The sequence below is a fragment of the Limnohabitans sp. genome, from assembly GCF_044373035.1.
Classification (GTDB): domain Bacteria; phylum Pseudomonadota; class Gammaproteobacteria; order Burkholderiales; family Burkholderiaceae_C; genus Limnohabitans_A.
On sequence record NZ_JBILQU010000005.1, the window covers coordinates 13682 to 30882 of the forward strand.

Below are 17201 nucleotides of genomic sequence, written 5' to 3' on the forward strand. Positions count from 1 at the left end.
AATCCGAAACATGCCCGAACACCAACCCCTGCAGCAACCGCGCTCCAAAACCGATCTGTTTGTGTCCTTCACCGTTTTGGCCCTGCAAGGCTTTGGCGGCGTGCTGGCCGTGGTGCAGCGCGAGTTGGTCGAAAAAAAACACTGGATGACACGCGAGCAATTTGTCGAAGACTGGGCAGTAGCGCAAATTTTGCCAGGGCCGAATGTGGTCAATTTTTGCCTGATGATTGGCGGTCGTTATTTTGGTTTGGCTGGTGCCCTGGCTTCTTTGGCGGGTTTGCTGTTGGCCCCGTTGGCGGTGGTGTTGGTGTTGGCCATGGCTTTTGGCGGCGTATCGGATGCCCCTTGGGCACAAGGCGCGTTGCGCGGCATGGGCGCTGTGGCGGCCGGTTTGATTGCCGCCACCGGGATCAAACTGATGAGCGCCTTGAAACGCAACCCCATGGGTCTGCCAGTGTGCGCGGCCGTGATGCTGTTCACCTTCGTCTGTGTGGGCGTTCTGCGCTGGCCGCTGATCTGGGTGCTTTTGGGGGTGGGCAGTGCCGCTTGTGGCTGGGCTTATCTTCAGCTGACGCGCCAAATGCTGAACAAAGGGGACGCCACATGAACCTTGCTGTATCACTGAGCTTCAGCGATTGGCTGGCGTTTTTCAACCACTTTTTGTCCCTTTCCCTGTTGGCGGTGGGCGGCGCGATCATCACCGCGCCCGACATGCACCGTTTTTTGGTGGACGAGCGCCAGTGGCTGAGCGACCAACAATTCAACTCCTCCATCGCACTGGCGCAATCTGCGCCCGGGCCCAATGTGTTGTTTGTGGCCGTGATCGGATGGAACGTGGGACTGAACGCAGGTACGGGTTTGGGAGGGGGATGGATCAGCGTGGGCTTGTCGGCCATGGGCGTTGTCCTGAGTTTGCTGGGCATCATGCTGCCCTCGTCCATCTTGACTTACAACACCACGCGCTGGGCCCAGCGCCACCGGGACAAGTTGGGCGTGCGGGCCTTCAAGCTGGGCATGGCACCTGTGGTGATTGCGCTGCTGGTGTCCACCGGTTGGCTGCTCACTGCGGGGCACAACCAGCCAGCGAAAGACTGGCCACTGTGGCTGCTCACGGCCGTGGCCATGCTGCTGGTCTGGCGCACCCGCATCCATTTGCTGTGGTTGATTGGCGCGGGCGCTGTGATCGGCGGGTTGGGCTGGATCTGAGACCTCAGGCCTGAACAGCCCGTCAGCGCGGGCTCTCGAAAAACACCGTGTTCGAGTAGTCGCTGACCTCAAAATACACTTTTTTCTCGCCCGGATCGACTTCGAAGTTGAAGTTTTCATCGAGCACGCCGTAGCCATATCGGTAGGCACGGGCTTTGCCATCGTCTGTACCCAAAGCGGTGCTGACTTTGTCGACCTTGATGAAGCGGCGCACCAGCTTCTCGCCTGCATACACCTCCATCACGCCATTGGTCCCGGTCCAGTTCTGGATGCCGCGGCTGATTTTGTTTTGTTGCTCTTGTGTGCAGGCGGCCAGCAGGCAGGCCGCACCAACGGCGAAGATCAAGCCGATTCGGGGGGTGTTTTTTGACATGGCGTGCGCCCTATTTGAATGGTTGGATGATTTGAAAGAATCTCAGCTGCGCTGGCGCAAGGCCTCGTAGAGGCAAACGCCACTGGCCACCGACACGTTCAGGCTTTCCACCGCGCCGCGCATGGGGATGCTGACCAGCTCGTCACAGTTCTTGCGCGTCAACTGGCGCATGCCAGCGCCCTCAGCGCCCAGCACCAAGGCAGTGGGCACTTTCAAGTCGGCTTGGTAAACCGTGCGCGGTGCATCGTCGCTGGTGCCGACGATCCAGATGCTGCGCTCCTTGAGTTCGCCCAAGGTGCGCGCCAAGTTGGTGACCATGAAATAAGGCATGGTTTCGGCCGCGCCGCTGGCCACCTTGGCCACGGTGGCGTTGATGCCCGCCGCGTGGTCTTTGGGGGCGATGACCGCGTGCGCACCCGCGCCATCGGCCACGCGCAGGCACGCGCCCAGGTTGTGCGGATCGGTCACGCCGTCCAGCACCAACAGCAAGGGCGGGCCTTCCACGGTGTCGAGCAGGTCGTCCAGCGAATGGTTTTGAGGCATGGGCGAGACCATGGCCACCACACCCTGGTGACCGTGGCCACCGGCCAGCTTGGCCAAGCGCTCACCGTCCGATTCGATCATGCGCATGCCCGAATCGCGCGCCTTGTCGATGAACAGGCGCATGCGCGCATCGCGGCGCGTGACCTCGTAATGGATTTCAACAACGGATTGAGGGGCGATCTTGAGGCGAACGCCCACGGCATGAAAGCCGAACAGCACTTTGTGGGATGACATGCCCGGATTATCGTTGGTCGCAGCCTGCCGATTTGACCGCTTGCCCAAACGGATCCGAGTTCAGGCCGGGGTCGCTGCAGGCTCCGACAAACGTCCTGCCTGAATCACCAAGCTGCGCTCGCATCTGGCGGCCAGCAGGCGGTCGTGCGTGACCAGGACCAAGGTCGTGCCCTGCTCGCGGTTGAGCGCGAACATCAAATCCATGATGGCCTCGCCGGTGGCGTGGTCCAGACTGCCGGTGGGCTCGTCGGCCAGCAGCACGTCGGGTTGCACCACAAAGGCACGGGCCAGCGCCACGCGTTGTTGCTCGCCGCCACTGAGCACTCTCGGCAGGTGCTTCAGGCGTTCACCCAGGCCCACGCGCTGCAGCATGGCCGTGGCGGTGCTGCGGGCATCGTGCCGATCGGCCAACTCCAGGGGCAGCATCACGTTTTCCAGCGCTGTCAGATTGGGCATGAGCTGAAAGCTCTGAAACACAAATCCCACATGTTGGGCCCGAACGGCCGCGCGCTCGTCTTCGGACAAATCGAACAGCGATTGCCCTGCCAACACCACCTGCCCCGTGCTGGGCGTGTCCAACCCGGCCAGGATCGCCAGCAGCGTGCTTTTGCCCGAGCCGGAAGCACCGACAATGGCGGCTGTTTCCCCCGCGATCAAAGAGAAATCGATATCGCGCAAAATGTCCAGCTGCCCACTGGCATCCTGCACACTTTTGGAAATGCCACGCACGGCAATGATGGATTCAGGCATGCACAAACCTTTGTTGAGACGACGCCACTTTAACTGGACCTTGCTGGCCCTTGCCAGCTGGGGCTTTGCCGCGCCAGTGACGGCGGCCTCCAGGCAACGCATTTTGGTGGTAGGCGACTCGCTGAGCGCCGAATACGGCCTGGCCCGCGGCACCGGTTGGGTGGCCTTATTGCAAAAACAACTGGCCACCGAAAAGCCGGGCGTTCAGGTCATCAACGCCAGCATCAGCGGCGACACCACCTCGGGCGGGCGCTCGCGCCTGCCCGCCTTGCTGCAACGCCACCGACCCAGCCATGTGGTCATTGAACTGGGGGGCAACGACGCCCTGCGCGGCCTGCCGATGGCCATGACGCAAGACAACTTGCTGGCCATGACCAAGCAAGCCCAAGCGGCCGGGGCCCAAGTGCTGCTTTTGGGCATGCAAATGCCGCCCAACTACGGCCCCGAGATGGCGCGGCAGTTTGAAGCTGCCTACGCCCAAGTGGCCAGAAGCCAAAAAGCGGCGCTGGTGCCTTTCTTTTTGAAAGGCGTGGGCGATGATGCCGAACCGCTCAAATGGTTTCAGGCCGACCGCATCCACCCCAACGAAGCCGCGCAGCCGCGCATGCTGGCCAATGTTTGGCCCGCCTTGAGTAAACAACTGAAATGAGCCTTCACCTGATCTCGGCCTTTGAAGCCATGGCCAAACTGAACCAGTTTGACGCCATTCTGGATGCGCGCTCCGAAGGTGAACACGCCGAGGACCACCTGCCCGGCGCTTTGAGCTGGCCGTCACTCAACAACGAAGAGCGCATCAAGGTGGGTACCCTGTACAAACAGGTCAACCCCTTTGAGGCGCAAAAAGTGGGGGCGGCCTTGGTGGCCAAAAACATCGCCCGACACATCGAAACCCAGGTGATGGACAAGCCGCGCAACTGGCAACCGCTGGTGTATTGCTGGCGCGGGGGCAAGCGCAGCAATTCGCTGGCGCTGATCTTGGGGCAAATCGGATTCAAGGTGCACCTGATTGAGGGCGGCTACAAAGCGTTTCGCAAAGAGGTCATGGAAGACACGCCCCGCCAGGCACAGCGCCTGCAATTCAAGGTGCTTTGTGGACCCACGGGTTCGGGTAAAACGCGCTTGCTGCAAGCCTTGGCGCAAGAAGGTGCGCAGGTGCTCGATCTGGAGGACATCGCCTGCCACCGCAGTTCGGTGTTGGGCTTGATTCCGGGCACGCCGCAGCCGACGCAAAAAGCCTTTGACACGCAGGTCTGGAATGCTTTGCGCGGCTTCAGCGCGGACCGTCCGGTGTTTGTGGAAGCCGAAAGCAAAAAGGTGGGCAATCTGGCGGTGCCCGACGAGCTGATGGTGACCATGCGGGCCAGCCCCTGCCTGCGGGTGGACCTGTCGCTGGAGAGTCGGGTGAATTTGCTGTTGGAAGACTATGCGTTTTTCACGCAAGACCGCGCCCTGTTTGCCGACCGGTTGGAGCGGCTGACAGCCCTGCGCGGCAAGGCTGTGGTGCAAGGCTGGCAAGAAAGAATTGAGCGGGGTGAAATGCGTGAGGTGGTGACCGAACTGCTTTCAGGCCACTATGACCCGGGTTACGAGACCTCCACCGGCAACAACTTTGTGCATTACGCCCAAGCCCCGCTGGTCACGCCGGCCAGCCACAGCATGGCGGACATGCTGGTTTTGGCGCGTGAGCTGGTGCAAGGGTGATCAATGTCCGGTGATTCAATCAGCTGTCGTGGAAGCGTCGACCGCGCCGGGCGTGGACGAGTCAGCAGCACCGGGCGCTGCATTGTTGGCGTCGCCCTCTTCGCCCTCGATTTCGGAGCCGTCTTCTGAAAACAGGCCTGATTTGCGGTCGGACTTGGCTTTGAGCTTGTCTTCTTTTTTGCGTTTCTTGGCCAGTTCTTTCTGGCGTTTTTCGAATCCGTAGTTGGGTGTGGCCAAGATGGCTCCTTTAATTTGAGCTGCCCAATGTAACAGCTTCTTCAGGGTTTTCTTGCCACTCGACACAGCCCCGGTACGCATGCCAGCTGGCGTGACCCAGCCAAGGCCCCACCATGATGATGCCCAGCGCCCAAGGCCACAAGGCCGCGAGCACCAGCACGCTCAGCAGCAAGCCCCACAACAGCATCACGCCCGGGTGCGAAAAAACCACCCGCATGCTGGTGATCACCGCCAAAATCGCATCGGTATCGCGGTCCAGGATCATGGGAATCGACACCACCGACAGGCCATAAACCAGGGCCGCAAACACACCGCCCACCACCAGGTACACCATCAAAAATTCAATGTTTTGCGGGTTGAACACCGCCTCGATCACGCCCGTGGTCGAAGGCATACCGGTGTTGAAGAACACCGCAAACACCACCAGCGACGCCCTGCCCCACAGCAGTTCCAGCACCATCAGCACCAAAATCAGCATGGCCATGCTCTTGATGTGCTGATCCCAACATATCAAGGAGCTGGCCATGTCCGGCACTTCGCCCTGCTCGCGTTTGCGGCTGACCTCGTACAAACCCATGGCCAAAAAAGGTCCGACCAGCAAGCAGCCCGAAATCAGGGTCAAGGTGTACTCGGGCTTGTGCTTGAACACCAAGGCCAGCACCTGGGCCATGCCCCAAAAACACAGGCCATAAAAAAGGGCAATGCCCGGGTGATGGCGCAAGTCCTTCAGGCCCCGAGCCAGCCAGCGAAAAGGATCGGCAAAGCCCACGGGCCGCATGTGCGAGCGCGGCCCCACGGGCAACGGCGGCACATAGGGCTTGGACATGGTGGGCAGGCCTGGCTCACGGGCAGCTTCAATAGACTTGGCGTCGGCGTTCATATGAAAAGCCCATCTGAAATTACAAAGGTTTTCAGATTACCCCCACCGGTCCACTTTGAACAGTCAGGAAAACCTGAACTGCGCGTGTCTTGGGCCACAAAAGTGCCCACATGGTCACCAGCGTGATCAGGCCATGGGCAAATGCGCTTGCACGGCTTGATGCAAGTCAAGAATCAGGTCCTGCGTCGATTCCAGACCGGTCGAAAAACGCACCAAGCTGCCCGGTTTCAAATGGCCAGGCCAGTTCTGTCGCATTGAGGCAATGTTGTAAGGCACCACCAGGCTCACAGGGCCTCCCCAGCTGTAGCCGATCTTGAAGAGTTTCAGCCCATCGCAAAACGCGTCCACCTGGGCTTGGCTGAAACGCACGTCGATCATCACGCTGAACAAGCCTGCGGCCAGGCCCGTGCCGGGCTCGCGATCACACAGGGCTTGCCAATGGGCGTAGCCGGGTGCGCCTTCAAAGGCCGGGTGCATCAGTTGCGCGCATTGCGGCTGGGTTTGCCACCAGGCAGCGAGAGCGCGGGCGGTTTGGTCGTGCGCGGCATAGCGCAGCGCAATGCTGGGCAAAGAGCGCAGCACGGTTTCAGCGTCGTTGGCCGCCACACCCAGGCCCAGGCGCATGTGGCAAAGTTTGATTTGAAGGTGCAAGGCCGCGTCGCGGGTGATGACGCTGCCCATGAGCACGTCACCGCCACCACTGGGGTATTTGGTGAGCGCATGGGCGCTGATGTCTACCGCCAGGCTACCCGCCCCATCTGCACCATCGGCCAACAAATCAAAAGGCTTGAACGCCAGGCCCGAGCCCCAGGTGTTATCCAGTGCGCACAAGACACCGCGCTCGCGGCAACGGCGCACCATTTCGGGCAAATCGGGAAACTCCATGCTCACCGAGCCGGGCGCTTCAAGCCACACCAAGCGGGTGCGGTCCGTGATCTGGCGGGACAGATCTTGTGGGTCCATCGGGTTGTAAAAGCGGTGGGTGATGCCGAAGTGGCGCAACTCACCATCGGCCAAGGCTTTGTTGGGGCCGTAAGCGTTGTCCGGAATCAGGACTTCGTCGCCGGTTTTTAGGACGGCCAAGGCCACCAGGGCCAAAGCCGCCAGCCCACTGGGCACCAGCATGCATTGCAATCCCCCCTCCAGCGCGCACAAACGCTCCTCAAGCAAATAGGTGGTGGGCGTGCCGTGCAAGCCGTAGGTGTAGGCCGATTTGTCTTTCCACTCGCGCTGGCGCATGTCGGCCACCGTGGGAAAGTAAACCGTCGAGGCCTTGAACACGCCCGGCTGGGGCGCGTCGAAACCGGCAGGCGGTGTGTAGGGGTGGTGAATCAGGCCGGTGACGCTGGGCACGGCGGGGAGATTTGGATGGTCTTTTTGCATCCGGACATCCTAATGCAAACTGCCTCCCAAAGGAGGCTGTTGCAGGTCGACTCAGGGAAAGTCCGAGTCCGAGTCGGCTCAGACGCGCCACTTTTCCATCAACTTTTCGGGGCGCATGTTGTCGTACGGCTCAAAAGGCTGGTGAATCCAGGGGTTGGTGGGCAGGTCCTCGATCGAGTAATCGGGCTTGAAGCTGGACACGCCCTTGGTCCAGATCACGGCGGTGCGCAGCTCGGTGATCGGCTTGTAGTTGTTTTTCAGCTGGTCCACCACCGCACGCAGGGTGTGGCCCGTGTCGGCCAGGTCGTCCACCAACAGCACTTTGCCAGCGATCTCGCCTTTGGGTGTGGTGATGAAGCGGGCGATGTCCAAGTGGCCCTGCACCGTGCCAGAGTCAGCGCGGTAGGAACTGGTGGACATGATGGCCAGCGGCTTGTCGAATACGCGAGAGAGAATGTCGCCGGGGCGCATGCCACCGCGTGCCAGACAGAGGATGGTGTCGAATTCCCAGCCGGACTGGTGAATTTTGATCGCGAGTTTTTCGATCAGGTTGTGGTACTCGTCGTAGCTCACGTACAGGTGCTTGCCGTCTTCGGTCAACATGGGGTCACTCCAAAAATTCAGGGGTTGAGATCGATGGGTTTCGCGGACTGAAAAAATCAGGCGGCAAAGGGGTTGTGCAGCAAGATCGTGTGGTCACGGTCCGGGCTGGTGGAGACCACATGCACGGGCACGCCCGTCACTTCAGCAATGCGGTCAAGGTAATAACGGGCCGTGGCTGGCAGCTTGTCCATCTCGGTCACACCCACGGTGGTCTCGGTCCAACCGGGAATCACTTCATAAATGGGTTTGCAGCGGGCGATCTCGTCGGCGCCCATGGGCAAGATGTCAATCGTTTCGCCATCCAGCTCATAGCCGGTACACAGCCACAATTCTTTCAGGCCGTCGAGCACATCGAGCTTGGTGATGCACAGACCGCTCAGGCCGTTGACCTGGGCGCTGCGCTTGAGCAAAGCCGCATCGAACCAGCCGCAGCGGCGTGAACGGCCAGTGGTTACGCCTTTTTCAGCGCCCACGGTGGACATGTGGTGACCGGGCGTGCCGGGGGTTTCCCAGTTAAGTTCTGTGGGAAATGGGCCGCCGCCCACGCGGGTGCAATAGGCTTTTGTGATGCCCAAAATGTAGTGCAGCATGCCAGGGCCCACGCCCGCACCGGCAGCGGCATTGCCCGCCACACAGTTGCTGGACGTCACAAAGGGGTAAGTGCCGTGGTCCACGTCGAGCAAGGTGCCTTGTGCGCCCTCGAACAGCAAATTCGCACCCGCTTTGTGGGCTTCATTCAACTCGCGGGACACGTCGGCCACCATGGGCAGCAGCGCTTTGGCATAAGCCATGGCTTCGTTGTAAGTCGAGTCAAAGTCAACGGGCGCAACCCCCAAGATGTTGACCAAAATTTCGTTGTGCAGCGCCAAGTTTTCGCGCAACTTGGTGGCAAAACGCTCGGGATATTTGAGGTCTTGCACGCGCAGGGCACGGCGCGCCACTTTGTCTTCGTAGGCGGGGCCAATGCCGCGGCCTGTGGTGCCGATTTTGGCCGTTCCGGCTTTTTCCTTGGCGGCTTCGCGGCCCACATCCAGCGCGACGTGGTACGGCAAGATCAGCGGACAGGCCTCGCTCACGCGCAAACGTGAACGCACCTCAACACCGGCTTTTTCCAAGCCCGCGATTTCTTCGAGCAGTTTGGGCACCGATAACACCACACCGTTGCCAATGTAGCACTTGACGCCGGCGCGCATGATGCCACTGGGGATCAGGTGCAAAGCGGTTTTGACGCCGTTGATCACCAAGGTGTGTCCCGCGTTGTGACCGCCCTGGAAACGCACAACGCCTTGGGCGCTTTCAGTCAACCAATCGACCAGTTTGCCTTTGCCCTCGTCGCCCCATTGGGTACCGACAACGACCACGTTACGGCCTTGCTTCATGTTCATGCTTGAAATGTTCTTTCTCAAAGAGCCTTGACCAACCACCGCCCTGCCGCTTCAACCAGCTCGCGGTCGCAATGGAATTCGTCCACTTCGCTTTCATGGCCTGGCAAAACGCACACCACGGTTTCGCCTCGGCCGCGCAGCGCTGCGATGGCCGAACGCAAGGCGTCCGATTGGCCCCATGGCGCGCGAATGGCTGCGCGCAAAGCCAAAGGCTGAACGGCGGCCACCAATTCTTTCAAATCCAGGCTGAAACCCACGGCCGGACGGTCGCGGTCGATGCGGTGCCCAAAGACAGCGCCCACGCCATCGTAGCGACCGCCACGGGCCAGGGCGTCAGAGGCGCCTTTGGCATAAATGGCAAAGCGCGTGCCGCTGTAATAAGCGTAACCACGCGAATCGCCCAGGTCAAAACTGACGGCCACGCCTGGGATCTGCTCAGCCAACCAACGCAGCTGAGCCAAGGCCTGGGTAATTTCAGGGTACCCGGGCAAGCGCGATGCCGCCACGTCCAGGACGCTGATGTCACCGTACAAATCAACCAAGGCCAGCAGCCCCTCGCGCACGGCGGGTGCCCAACTGGCGCTCAAACGGGCCAAGGTCGAGGCGTCCTTGCTCGCCAGGGCGGCATGGATGGCGTGGCGCTGGGCTTCGCTCAAAGGCTGGGCCTGCAACAAGCTGTTCACAATGCGGGCATCGGCCAGGTCCACCTGCAGCCCACTGGCTCGGCCAGCGGCCAGGCAGTCCAGGGCCAGTTGCAGGATTTCCAGATCGGCCTCAGGGCCGGCATGGCCGTAAATTTCGGCACCCAGTTGCAGCGGCTCACGCGTGGCGTGTGGGCGCGCTGGGCGGGTGTGCAGCACAGGTCCGCAATAACACAGACGGGTCAGTGCCGTGCGGCCCAGCAAGTGCGCGTCGATGCGAGCCACCTGGGGCGTTGTGTCGGCACGCAAACCCAAGGTGCGGCCCGAGAGTTGGTCGACCAGTTTGAAGGTCTGCAAATCCAAGGCTTCACCCGTGCCGGTCAGCAGGGATTCCAAATGCTCCAGCAGCGGCGGCATCACCAGCTCGTAGCCATAGCCACGGGCGGTGTCCAGCAGTTCGCGGCGGAGTTCTTCGATGTGGCGAGCCTCGGAAGGCAAGACATCGGCAACATGATCCGGGAGGACCCAAGCAGACATGAGGGGATGGGGGGAAGGGGTAAAAACGAGATTTTACCGGGTTGACAGGCTCATTTCCGGCAAAGAGATTGGCAAATTGTCCAAATCCTGACTCTGTGAGAAGAATGGGCCCGTTCAGATCAGCCGCACCAGCGTGAGGGTGTCAGGCCAGCAGCCAAATCACCACCAGTCCGAACACCACCATGATCATGCCGAAAAATCGGATCTGCCCCTCCTGAAGCTGGAGCATTTGCTCAAACAGGCCTCGCCACCTGCGTGGCGAGATCATGGGCAGCAACCCCTCCAGGATAAGCATCAGGCCCAAGGCCATCAGGAGGGTGTCGAGCAAGATTTACTTCCGGGCCGGCGCACTGCCCGGTGTGCCGCGCATGCCCTTGAAGAACTCGGAGCTACCGGGGTCGAGCACCATCACGTCACCCTTGCTGTTGAAGCTGGATTTGTAGGCTTCGAGGCTGCGGTAGAACTGGGCAAACTGAGGGTCGCGGCCAAAAGATTCAGCATACAGACGGGCCGCTTGGGCATCGCCCTCGCCCTTGATTTTCTGGGCATCACGGTAAGCGTTGGCGATCGTCACCTCGCGCTGGCGATCGGCGTCAGCACGAATTTTTTCACCTTCTGCGCCACCGGTCGAGCGCAGCTCGTTGGCCACGCGCTTGCGCTCGGCTTCCATGCGGCGATACACCGATTCGGTGATGGTGTCCACATAGTCTGCGCGGGTGATGCGCACATCCACCACGTCCACGCCCCAAGGCTTGGCCCCTTTGACCACGACCAGCACGGCGGCTTTGACATCGTCCATCAGTTCTTCCCTCTTGAGAGAGAGCAACTCGTTGACGGTGCGTTTGTTGATTTCTTCTTGGAAAGCGTTGCGCACCACGCGGTTGAGTTGGTTGGTGCCTGCCTTCTCATCCAGACCCACGTTGCGGATGTAGGCCTGTGGGTCGGTGATGCGCCAGCGCACATACCAATCGATCACCACACGCTGCTTTTCAGCGGTGAGCATGGGCTCATTTTCAGGGCTGTCCAGCGTCAACAAACGCTTGTCAATGTAATTAACGTTTTGCAGGGGGGGCGGCAGTTTGAAGTGCAGGCCCGGCTCGGTGATCACTTCCTTGATCTGACCCAAAGCGTAAACCACGCCAAATTGGCGCTGGTCCACCACGAACAATGTAGAGCTGAGCAGTGCGAACACCACCAGCAAACTCGAAATCCACAATCCGATGCGATTCATTGTCTTTTTCCTTATCGTGGATCGCGACTACGCGAACGCTCGAGGTCTCGGGAGCGGGTATCCACCGTGCCGTTGCTGCCCGCGTTGGCAGGGGCTGCGGGCACATCCATGGCGGGCGGAGCCACTTGCGTGACTTGTTGCATGATTTTGTCGAGCGGCAAATACAGAAGGTTGGAGCCTGACTTGCTGTCCACCAGCACCTTGGTCACGTTGCTGTAGATCTGCTGCATGGTGTCGGTGTACATGCGGTCGCGCATGACCTGGGGCGACTTCTGGTACTCGGGCAAGATGGTCTTGAAGCGCTGCGCATCACCTTCGGCTTGCGCCACGATACGTTCGCGGTAAGCGTCGGCCTCCTCCTTCAGGCGCGAGGCCGCACCCACGGCGCGGGGCACCACGTCGTTGGCGTAGGCTTGCGCTTCGTTCTTGGCGCGTTCGCGCTCCTGTCCGGCTTTGAGCACATCGTCAAAAGCGGCCTGCACCTGCTCTGGCGGACGCACGCCCCCTTGCTGCAAGTTGATGCCCACCACCTCGATGCCGACTTTGTAGCGATCCAGGATGACTTGCATTTTTTCACGCACACGGGGCGCGATTTGGTCTCGCTCTTCGGCCAGGGCCGAATCCATCTTCATTTTGCCCACCACCTCGCGCACAGCGGTTTCTGCAGACTGCACCACCGCCTCGGTCGGATTGCGACTTTCGAACAGGTAAGCACGGGCATCGTTCAATCGGTACTGAACCGCAAACTTGATCTCGACGATGTTTTCGTCTTCGGTCAACATCGCCGACTCACGCAGTCCTGTGGCTTTAACGATGTTGTCGCGGCCAATGTCCACCGAGCGGATTTGCGTCACAAAGACCAGTTCGTGGCGCTGCACGGGGTAAGGCAAGCGCCAATTGAAACCGGCCCCCACTGTGTTCTGGTATTTGCCAAACTGGGTGATCACCGCCTGCTGACCTTCTTGCACGATGAAAAAGCCGGTGGCCAACCAGACCAGCAAAGCGCCGCCCAAAATGACGCCAATGCCCAGGTTCTTGATGAATGCCGGGATTTCAGGCCCGCCCGAGCCACCGCCAGGACCTTGGGGGCGCTGAGGACCACCTTTGCCACCAAAAATCTGACCAAGCTTGCGGTTGAAGTCGCGCCACAACTCGTCCAGATCAGGCGGGCCACTTTGCTGTTGCTGCGGACCGCGTCCGGGCGGTGGCTGCCAGGCTTCCGGCTTGGGGCCGGGGGGGGGTGTGTCTCCCGATGGCTTGTTGCCCGAGTCACCGGAAGATTTGTCATCGTCACGACCCCAGCGTGGGTCGTTCAAATTGAACATGCCTCGTATCTTTGCGGGCAGCAAGGACCATCGCAGGGCTGGCAGTTGAAAATTCATGGTTCTTTGTCTTTGTCTGAAGGACGAAACAGTATTGTGCCGAATTTAAGGGCCACTCAAGGCAAGTCGCCGGGATATTCCCGGTACAACTCACGGGGATCGGGTTCTGGTGACTGGGCTGCAGGCAGCGCCGCCTTCACGATGTCAGACAGCGCCAAGCGCAAAAGGGCCAGACCCTCGCCGCTTCGCGCGCTCAGAAACACACGCGGCACGGGATCACCATCGAGTTCGTACTGGTCTTGCATCTGCAAGGGGTAACGCTCAGCGGGCAGCGCATCGAGTTTGTTGAAAACGAGCAATTGCGGCACCTGATGGGCACCGATTTCGGCCAGCACTTTTTGCACCTCGGCCATCTGCTCGGGAAAATCCGGGTTGGCAGCATCGACCACATGCAGCAGCAAATCCGCCTCCGTGGCTTCCTGCAATGTGGCCTGGAAGGCTTCGACCAGACCGTGCGGCAAATCACGGATGAAACCCACCGTGTCCGACAAGGAAACCGAGCGACCCGCCTCGCCCAAATAGAGCTGGCGCGTGGTGGTGTCCAAGGTGGCAAACAACTGGTCGGCGGCAAAGGCGCGGGCCTTGACCAGGGCATTGAACAGTGTGGATTTGCCCGCGTTGGTGTAGCCCACCAGCGAAATGTTGAAGGTGTCGCGCCGCTCGCGCTGTCGCCGCTGGGTGTTGCGCTGCTTTTTGACCTTGAGCAAACGCTCCTTGATGCGCTTGATCGAGTCGTTGATCATGCGGCGGTCCAGCTCGATTTGGGTTTCACCCGGACCACCCCGCATGCCAATACCACCACTTTGCCGCTCCAAGTGCGACCAGCGGCGCACCAGACGGGTGCTCAGGTACTGCTGGCGTGCCAGCTCCACTTGCAGTTTGCCCTCGTGACTGCGCGCACGCTGGCCAAAAATTTCCAGGATCAGCAAGGTTCGGTCATTCACCGGCAAACCAATGTGGCGCTCCAGATTGCGCTGCTGCGCCGGGCTCAGGGACTGGTCGAACAAGACCTCGACCGCCCCGTGCATCAGGGCCAAGGCCTTGATCTCGTCGGCCTTGCCGCTGCCGACAAAGAACGCTGGGTCCGGGGCCTTGCGTTTGCAGGTCAGGCGCGCCACCGGCTTTAAGCCGCCAGACTCGGCCAAAAGGCCGAGTTCTTGCAGCTCTCCGTCAAAATGCGGCAGCCCAAAGTCAACGCCGACCAGTAAGGTCGGCGCGGCTGGTTGGGAAGAAGTTTCAGACAATGTCAGCAACCTGCAGAGGCGGTGTCACACCGCCGGGCGAGCAAAAACCGCATCAAGCGGTGATTTCACCCGTTTCAGGGGTGCTGAAGGTGACGGAACGACCGGGGACGATGGTCGAGATGGCGTGCTTGTAAACCATCTGGGTGACCGTATTGCGCAAAAGCACAACGTACTGGTCGAACGATTCAATTTGGCCTTGAAGTTTGATGCCGTTGACGAGGTAAATGGACACCGGCACGTGTTCTTTGCGCAGTGCGTTCAGAAAGGGGTCTTGCAAAAGTTGACCTTTGTTGCTCACGATATTCTCCGTGTTCAGAAGTTTTAAAGCCTTGACCTTACCACAGGGAAAGGGGCGTGATTTTGGAGAAATATGAATTCCTCAAATCTCAGCTGGATTCTTTGTCTGCAAAGGGATTTGTCGATGTTTTCATTTCAATTCGCATCGGCGTGCCGGCCAAACTGAAGGCTTTGCGAAAGCGTCCTTCCAGAAAGCGCTTGTAGGTGTCGGTGACGTGCTCCAGCGAATTGCCGTGGATCACGATCACGGGCGGGTTCATGCCACCTTGATGGGCATAACGCAGTTTGGGGCGGAACATGCCGCCACGTTGGGGGCTCTGAAACTGCACGGCCTCTAGCAACAAACGCGTCAGGATGGGCGTGCTCATTTTGCACATGGCCGACTTGTGCGCCTGCACAATCGAGGCCCAGACAGGACCCAGACCCTGGCGTTTTTTGGCCGAAATGAAGTGCATGTTGGCAAAGCTCAAAAACGGCAAGCGGTTTTCAATCGAGCGCTGCACCAACTGGCGCTGGTATTCGTCGATGGCATCCCACTTGTTGATGGCCAGCACCATGGCGCGGCCGCTTTCCAGGGCATAACCAGCAATGTGCGCGTCTTGATCGGTCACGCCCTGCTCGGCGTCGAGCAAGAGCAAAACCACGTTGGCCGATTCAATCGCTTGCAGAGTTTTGACCACCGAAAACTTTTCAATGGCCTCAAACACCTTGCCTTTGCGGCGCAAACCGGCCGTGTCGATCAGCTCGAACTTTTGGCCTTGGCGCTCAAACGGCACGCTGATGGCATCCCGCGTGGTGCCCGGCATGTCAAAAGCCACCAGGCGCTCTTCGCCCAACCAGGTGTTGATCAGGGTGGACTTTCCCACGTTGGGGCGACCGGCCACCGCCAGTTTGATGACCGAAGGGTCTTCGTCGGTCTCTTCGGGTTCGTCGGGCAAATTCAGCGACTCGAAAGCCAGCTCGACCAGACCGCGTGTGCCCTGCCCGTGCGCGGCCGAAATGGCGATCACCTCGCCCAGACCCAATTCATAGAATTCGGTCAACTGAATCCCTTCGAGCATGCCTTCGGCTTTGTTGGCCACCAACAAACAGGGTTTGCCAATCTTGCGCAAGTATTTGGCGATGTCGTGGTCTTGCGCTGACAGCCCACCACGGGCGTCCACCACAAAAATGACCATGTCAGCCTCGGCCACGGCCTGCCGGGTCTGCTTGGCCATCTCTTTGTAGATGCCGCTGCTGGCATCGGGCTCAAAACCGCCCGTGTCGATCACAATGAATTCTTGGCGACCTTGTTTGCCATTGCCGTAATGGCGGTCTCGGGTCAGACCCGCAAAATCGGCCACGATGGCATCCCGGCTCTTGGTGAGGCGGTTGAACAGCGTGGATTTGCCCACATTCGGGCGGCCAACCAGGGCCAGTACAGGTTTCACTTAAAAATTTTCCGATCCATCATTCAGGGCGAAATCCGAAGACGCCCCCGGTGCGTGTCACCACCACCAAAGTCTGACCTGCGGCCACAGGGCGGCCGGTGATGGCGCTGCCATCGGTACCGATGCGTTGCAAGGGCTGCCCGTTTTGGGGCGAGAGTGCATGCACCCAGCCCTCCTGATCACCCACCACCAGGGCTTGGCCCCAAGCCAAAGGCATGCTCACGCCCCGAAAACGCAAAGCCTCTTGCGTCCAAAGGGGTGCACCCGAAGCACGTTGCCAGGCGAGCAGCTTGCCGTCAGACTCGACGCCCCACAGGGTTTGGGCGTCACCGTCCAGGCCTTGGTGACCGTTGGCAGGGCGGCTCCAAGCCATGCGGCCATTGGTGCCATCGACACAGGACACCGCGGTCTGGAACGCGCGCACGCACACCGAACTGCCAACACGGCTGGCACCGGCCACCAAGTCAACCAGTCGCTCGACTTCGTTGGTGCCACGGGTGCTGCCCACCAGGGTTTCCCAGCGCACAGCACCCGTCAAAGGGTTCAGGTACACCAGACGCCCGCCCCAACCGACCAGCAGCTGGTCTCCCACCGGCATCAGCAAACCGGCTTGGCGCAACACCAGTGGGTCCCCCGGACGCTGTTGCGTCCAGAGTTTTTGGCCCGTGGTCCCATCAAAGGCGCTCACGGCACGGTCGCCTGTCAAGACAAACACGCGGGCACCCGCCACCAAAGGCGGCGTGTAAGACAAGGCGGGCAAAGCTTGCCGCCAAAGGACGCGGCCCGCTTCGACGGTCACCAGTTCGTTGTTGCGCGTGACCACTGCAAAGCGCTGGCCATCACCGCCAACGCCGGCCTGAATGGGCGCGCCCAAGTTCAGCCGCCAGACATCGCGGCCATTGGCCGCATCGATCAGGGCCAACTGGCCTGCCGTAGAGGCCACAGCCACTTGCTGACCATGGGCAGAGGCCATGAGGGGGGTGCTGACCTCGCCAATTTGGTTAGTCCAGGCCTGCTTCACCGTCCAAGAGCCAGTGACACTGGGCAAAGGCGAAGGCTTTGGCTTGTCGGGGGCACTGGAACAAGCCGACAACACGCACAAGCTGGTCACAGCCAACCAGCGGCCGCACAGAGAATTGAACAA

The 17201-nt window shown here is 60.3% G+C and carries 20 protein-coding genes; 4 read left to right on the forward strand and 16 right to left on the reverse strand.

Going from position 1 to position 17201, the window contains the following annotated elements:
• The first annotated feature begins 10 nt into the window (after positions 1 to 10).
• Both ACIQ47_RS01600 and ACIQ47_RS01605 read left to right on the forward strand, forming a co-directional pair.
• Positions 11 to 607: a chromate transporter gene (locus tag ACIQ47_RS01600; protein ID WP_396436521.1), complete on the forward strand. Its 597-nt coding sequence runs from the start codon at positions 11 to 13 to the stop codon at positions 605 to 607.
• Positions 604 to 1206: a chromate transporter gene (locus ACIQ47_RS01605; protein WP_396436522.1), complete on the forward strand. Its 603-nt coding sequence runs from the start codon at positions 604 to 606 to the stop codon at positions 1204 to 1206. Before ACIQ47_RS01600 ends, ACIQ47_RS01605 begins: the two co-directional genes overlap by 4 nt.
• Positions 1207 to 1228: 22 nt before the next feature.
• Here ACIQ47_RS01605 and ACIQ47_RS01610 read toward each other — a convergent pair whose 3' ends face one another.
• The 3 genes from ACIQ47_RS01610 to ACIQ47_RS01620 are packed head-to-tail and all read right to left on the reverse strand — an operon-like array spanning position 1229 to position 3106.
• Complete coding sequence (locus ACIQ47_RS01610; protein WP_396436523.1) at positions 1229 to 1579, reverse strand: hypothetical protein; 351 nt, start codon at positions 1577 to 1579, stop codon at positions 1229 to 1231.
• Positions 1580 to 1621: 42 nt separating this feature from the next.
• Positions 1622 to 2356, reverse strand: a complete 735-nt coding sequence (gene rlmB, locus ACIQ47_RS01615; protein WP_396436524.1) for a 23S rRNA (guanosine(2251)-2'-O)-methyltransferase RlmB — start codon at positions 2354 to 2356, stop codon at positions 1622 to 1624.
• 60 nt (positions 2357 to 2416) lie between these two features.
• A complete protein-coding gene (locus ACIQ47_RS01620) occupies positions 2417 to 3106 on the reverse strand; it encodes an ABC transporter ATP-binding protein (protein WP_396436525.1) in 690 nt (229 codons plus the stop codon).
• Between ACIQ47_RS01620 and ACIQ47_RS01625 the strand changes: the two genes are divergently transcribed.
• Both ACIQ47_RS01625 and mnmH read left to right on the forward strand, forming a co-directional pair.
• Positions 3105 to 3755, forward strand: coding sequence for an arylesterase (locus tag ACIQ47_RS01625; RefSeq protein WP_396436526.1), 651 nt, complete (start codon positions 3105 to 3107; stop codon positions 3753 to 3755). The genes ACIQ47_RS01620 and ACIQ47_RS01625 overlap by 2 nt on opposite strands.
• On the forward strand, positions 3752 to 4807 hold the full coding sequence (gene mnmH, locus ACIQ47_RS01630) for a tRNA 2-selenouridine(34) synthase MnmH (RefSeq protein ID WP_396436527.1): 1056 nt from the start codon (positions 3752 to 3754) through the stop codon (positions 4805 to 4807). Before ACIQ47_RS01625 ends, mnmH begins: the two co-directional genes overlap by 4 nt.
• A 15-nt stretch (positions 4808 to 4822) precedes the next feature.
• Here mnmH and ACIQ47_RS01635 read toward each other — a convergent pair whose 3' ends face one another.
• The 13 genes from ACIQ47_RS01635 to bamB all read right to left on the reverse strand — a co-directional run bounded on the left by ACIQ47_RS01635 (position 4823) and on the right by bamB (position 17201).
• The gene (locus ACIQ47_RS01635) at positions 4823 to 5044 is read right to left on the reverse strand and encodes a hypothetical protein (RefSeq protein ID WP_396436528.1); all 222 of its coding nucleotides are present in this window, start codon (positions 5042 to 5044) and stop codon (positions 4823 to 4825) included.
• Between the two features lie 10 nt (positions 5045 to 5054).
• Entirely contained in the window at positions 5055 to 5924 is an 870-nt protein-coding gene (locus ACIQ47_RS01640; RefSeq protein ID WP_396436529.1) for a DUF2189 domain-containing protein, read from the reverse strand.
• Positions 5925 to 6050: 126 nt separating this feature from the next.
• Positions 6051 to 7307, reverse strand: a complete 1257-nt coding sequence (locus ACIQ47_RS01645) for a PLP-dependent transferase (RefSeq protein ID WP_396436530.1) — start codon at positions 7305 to 7307, stop codon at positions 6051 to 6053.
• 78 nt (positions 7308 to 7385) lie between these two features.
• Entirely contained in the window at positions 7386 to 7910 is a 525-nt protein-coding gene (locus tag ACIQ47_RS01650; protein ID WP_108354755.1) for a phosphoribosyltransferase, read from the reverse strand.
• Between the two features lie 56 nt (positions 7911 to 7966).
• Entirely contained in the window at positions 7967 to 9295 is a 1329-nt protein-coding gene (locus ACIQ47_RS01655; RefSeq protein ID WP_396436531.1) for an adenylosuccinate synthase, read from the reverse strand.
• A 17-nt stretch (positions 9296 to 9312) separates the two neighbouring features.
• Complete coding sequence (locus tag ACIQ47_RS01660; RefSeq protein WP_396436532.1) at positions 9313 to 10473, reverse strand: ATP phosphoribosyltransferase regulatory subunit; 1161 nt, start codon at positions 10471 to 10473, stop codon at positions 9313 to 9315.
• A gap of 142 nt (positions 10474 to 10615) precedes the next feature.
• Positions 10616 to 10801, reverse strand: a complete 186-nt coding sequence (locus ACIQ47_RS01665) for a DUF2065 domain-containing protein (protein ID WP_396436533.1) — start codon at positions 10799 to 10801, stop codon at positions 10616 to 10618.
• Positions 10802 to 10804: 3 nt separating this feature from the next.
• A complete protein-coding gene (hflC, locus tag ACIQ47_RS01670) occupies positions 10805 to 11704 on the reverse strand; it encodes a protease modulator HflC (protein WP_396436534.1) in 900 nt (299 codons plus the stop codon).
• Positions 11705 to 11715: 11 nt separating this feature from the next.
• The gene (gene hflK / locus ACIQ47_RS01675) at positions 11716 to 13086 is read right to left on the reverse strand and encodes an FtsH protease activity modulator HflK (RefSeq protein WP_396436535.1); all 1371 of its coding nucleotides are present in this window, start codon (positions 13084 to 13086) and stop codon (positions 11716 to 11718) included.
• A gap of 56 nt (positions 13087 to 13142) precedes the next feature.
• Positions 13143 to 14339 carry a GTPase HflX gene (hflX, locus tag ACIQ47_RS01680; protein ID WP_396436536.1) on the reverse strand — a complete coding sequence of 399 codons (1197 nt, stop codon included), beginning with the start codon at positions 14337 to 14339 and terminating at the stop codon, positions 13143 to 13145.
• A gap of 43 nt (positions 14340 to 14382) precedes the next feature.
• A complete protein-coding gene (gene hfq, locus ACIQ47_RS01685; protein ID WP_040506060.1) occupies positions 14383 to 14646 on the reverse strand; it encodes an RNA chaperone Hfq in 264 nt (87 codons plus the stop codon).
• A 70-nt stretch (positions 14647 to 14716) separates the two neighbouring features.
• Positions 14717 to 16057 carry a ribosome biogenesis GTPase Der gene (gene der, locus ACIQ47_RS01690; protein WP_396436537.1) on the reverse strand — a complete coding sequence of 447 codons (1341 nt, stop codon included), beginning with the start codon at positions 16055 to 16057 and terminating at the stop codon, positions 14717 to 14719.
• Positions 16058 to 16076: 19 nt separating this feature from the next.
• The gene (bamB, locus tag ACIQ47_RS01695; RefSeq protein WP_396436568.1) at positions 16077 to 17201 is read right to left on the reverse strand and encodes an outer membrane protein assembly factor BamB; all 1125 of its coding nucleotides are present in this window, start codon (positions 17199 to 17201) and stop codon (positions 16077 to 16079) included.

Coding starts and splice junctions, on each gene's coding strand:
- ACIQ47_RS01600 (WP_396436521.1), top strand. CDS start 11: ATGCCCGAACACCAACCCCTGCAGCAACCGCGCTCCAAAACCGATCTG.
- ACIQ47_RS01605 (WP_396436522.1), top strand. CDS start 604: ATGAACCTTGCTGTATCACTGAGCTTCAGCGATTGGCTGGCGTTTTTC.
- ACIQ47_RS01610 (WP_396436523.1), bottom strand. CDS start 1,579: ATGTCAAAAAACACCCCCCGAATCGGCTTGATCTTCGCCGTTGGTGCG.
- rlmB (WP_396436524.1), bottom strand. CDS start 2,356: ATGTCATCCCACAAAGTGCTGTTCGGCTTTCATGCCGTGGGCGTTCGC.
- ACIQ47_RS01625 (WP_396436526.1), top strand. CDS start 3,105: ATGCACAAACCTTTGTTGAGACGACGCCACTTTAACTGGACCTTGCTG.
- ACIQ47_RS01620 (WP_396436525.1), bottom strand. CDS start 3,106: ATGCCTGAATCCATCATTGCCGTGCGTGGCATTTCCAAAAGTGTGCAG.
- mnmH (WP_396436527.1), top strand. CDS start 3,752: ATGAGCCTTCACCTGATCTCGGCCTTTGAAGCCATGGCCAAACTGAAC.
- ACIQ47_RS01640 (WP_396436529.1), bottom strand. CDS start 5,924: ATGAACGCCGACGCCAAGTCTATTGAAGCTGCCCGTGAGCCAGGCCTG.
- ACIQ47_RS01645 (WP_396436530.1), bottom strand. CDS start 7,307: ATGCAAAAAGACCATCCAAATCTCCCCGCCGTGCCCAGCGTCACCGGC.
- ACIQ47_RS01650 (WP_108354755.1), bottom strand. CDS start 7,910: ATGTTGACCGAAGACGGCAAGCACCTGTACGTGAGCTACGACGAGTAC.
- ACIQ47_RS01655 (WP_396436531.1), bottom strand. CDS start 9,295: ATGAACATGAAGCAAGGCCGTAACGTGGTCGTTGTCGGTACCCAATGG.
- ACIQ47_RS01660 (WP_396436532.1), bottom strand. CDS start 10,473: ATGTCTGCTTGGGTCCTCCCGGATCATGTTGCCGATGTCTTGCCTTCC.
- hflC (WP_396436534.1), bottom strand. CDS start 11,704: ATGAATCGCATCGGATTGTGGATTTCGAGTTTGCTGGTGGTGTTCGCA.
- hflK (WP_396436535.1), bottom strand. CDS start 13,086: ATGAATTTTCAACTGCCAGCCCTGCGATGGTCCTTGCTGCCCGCAAAG.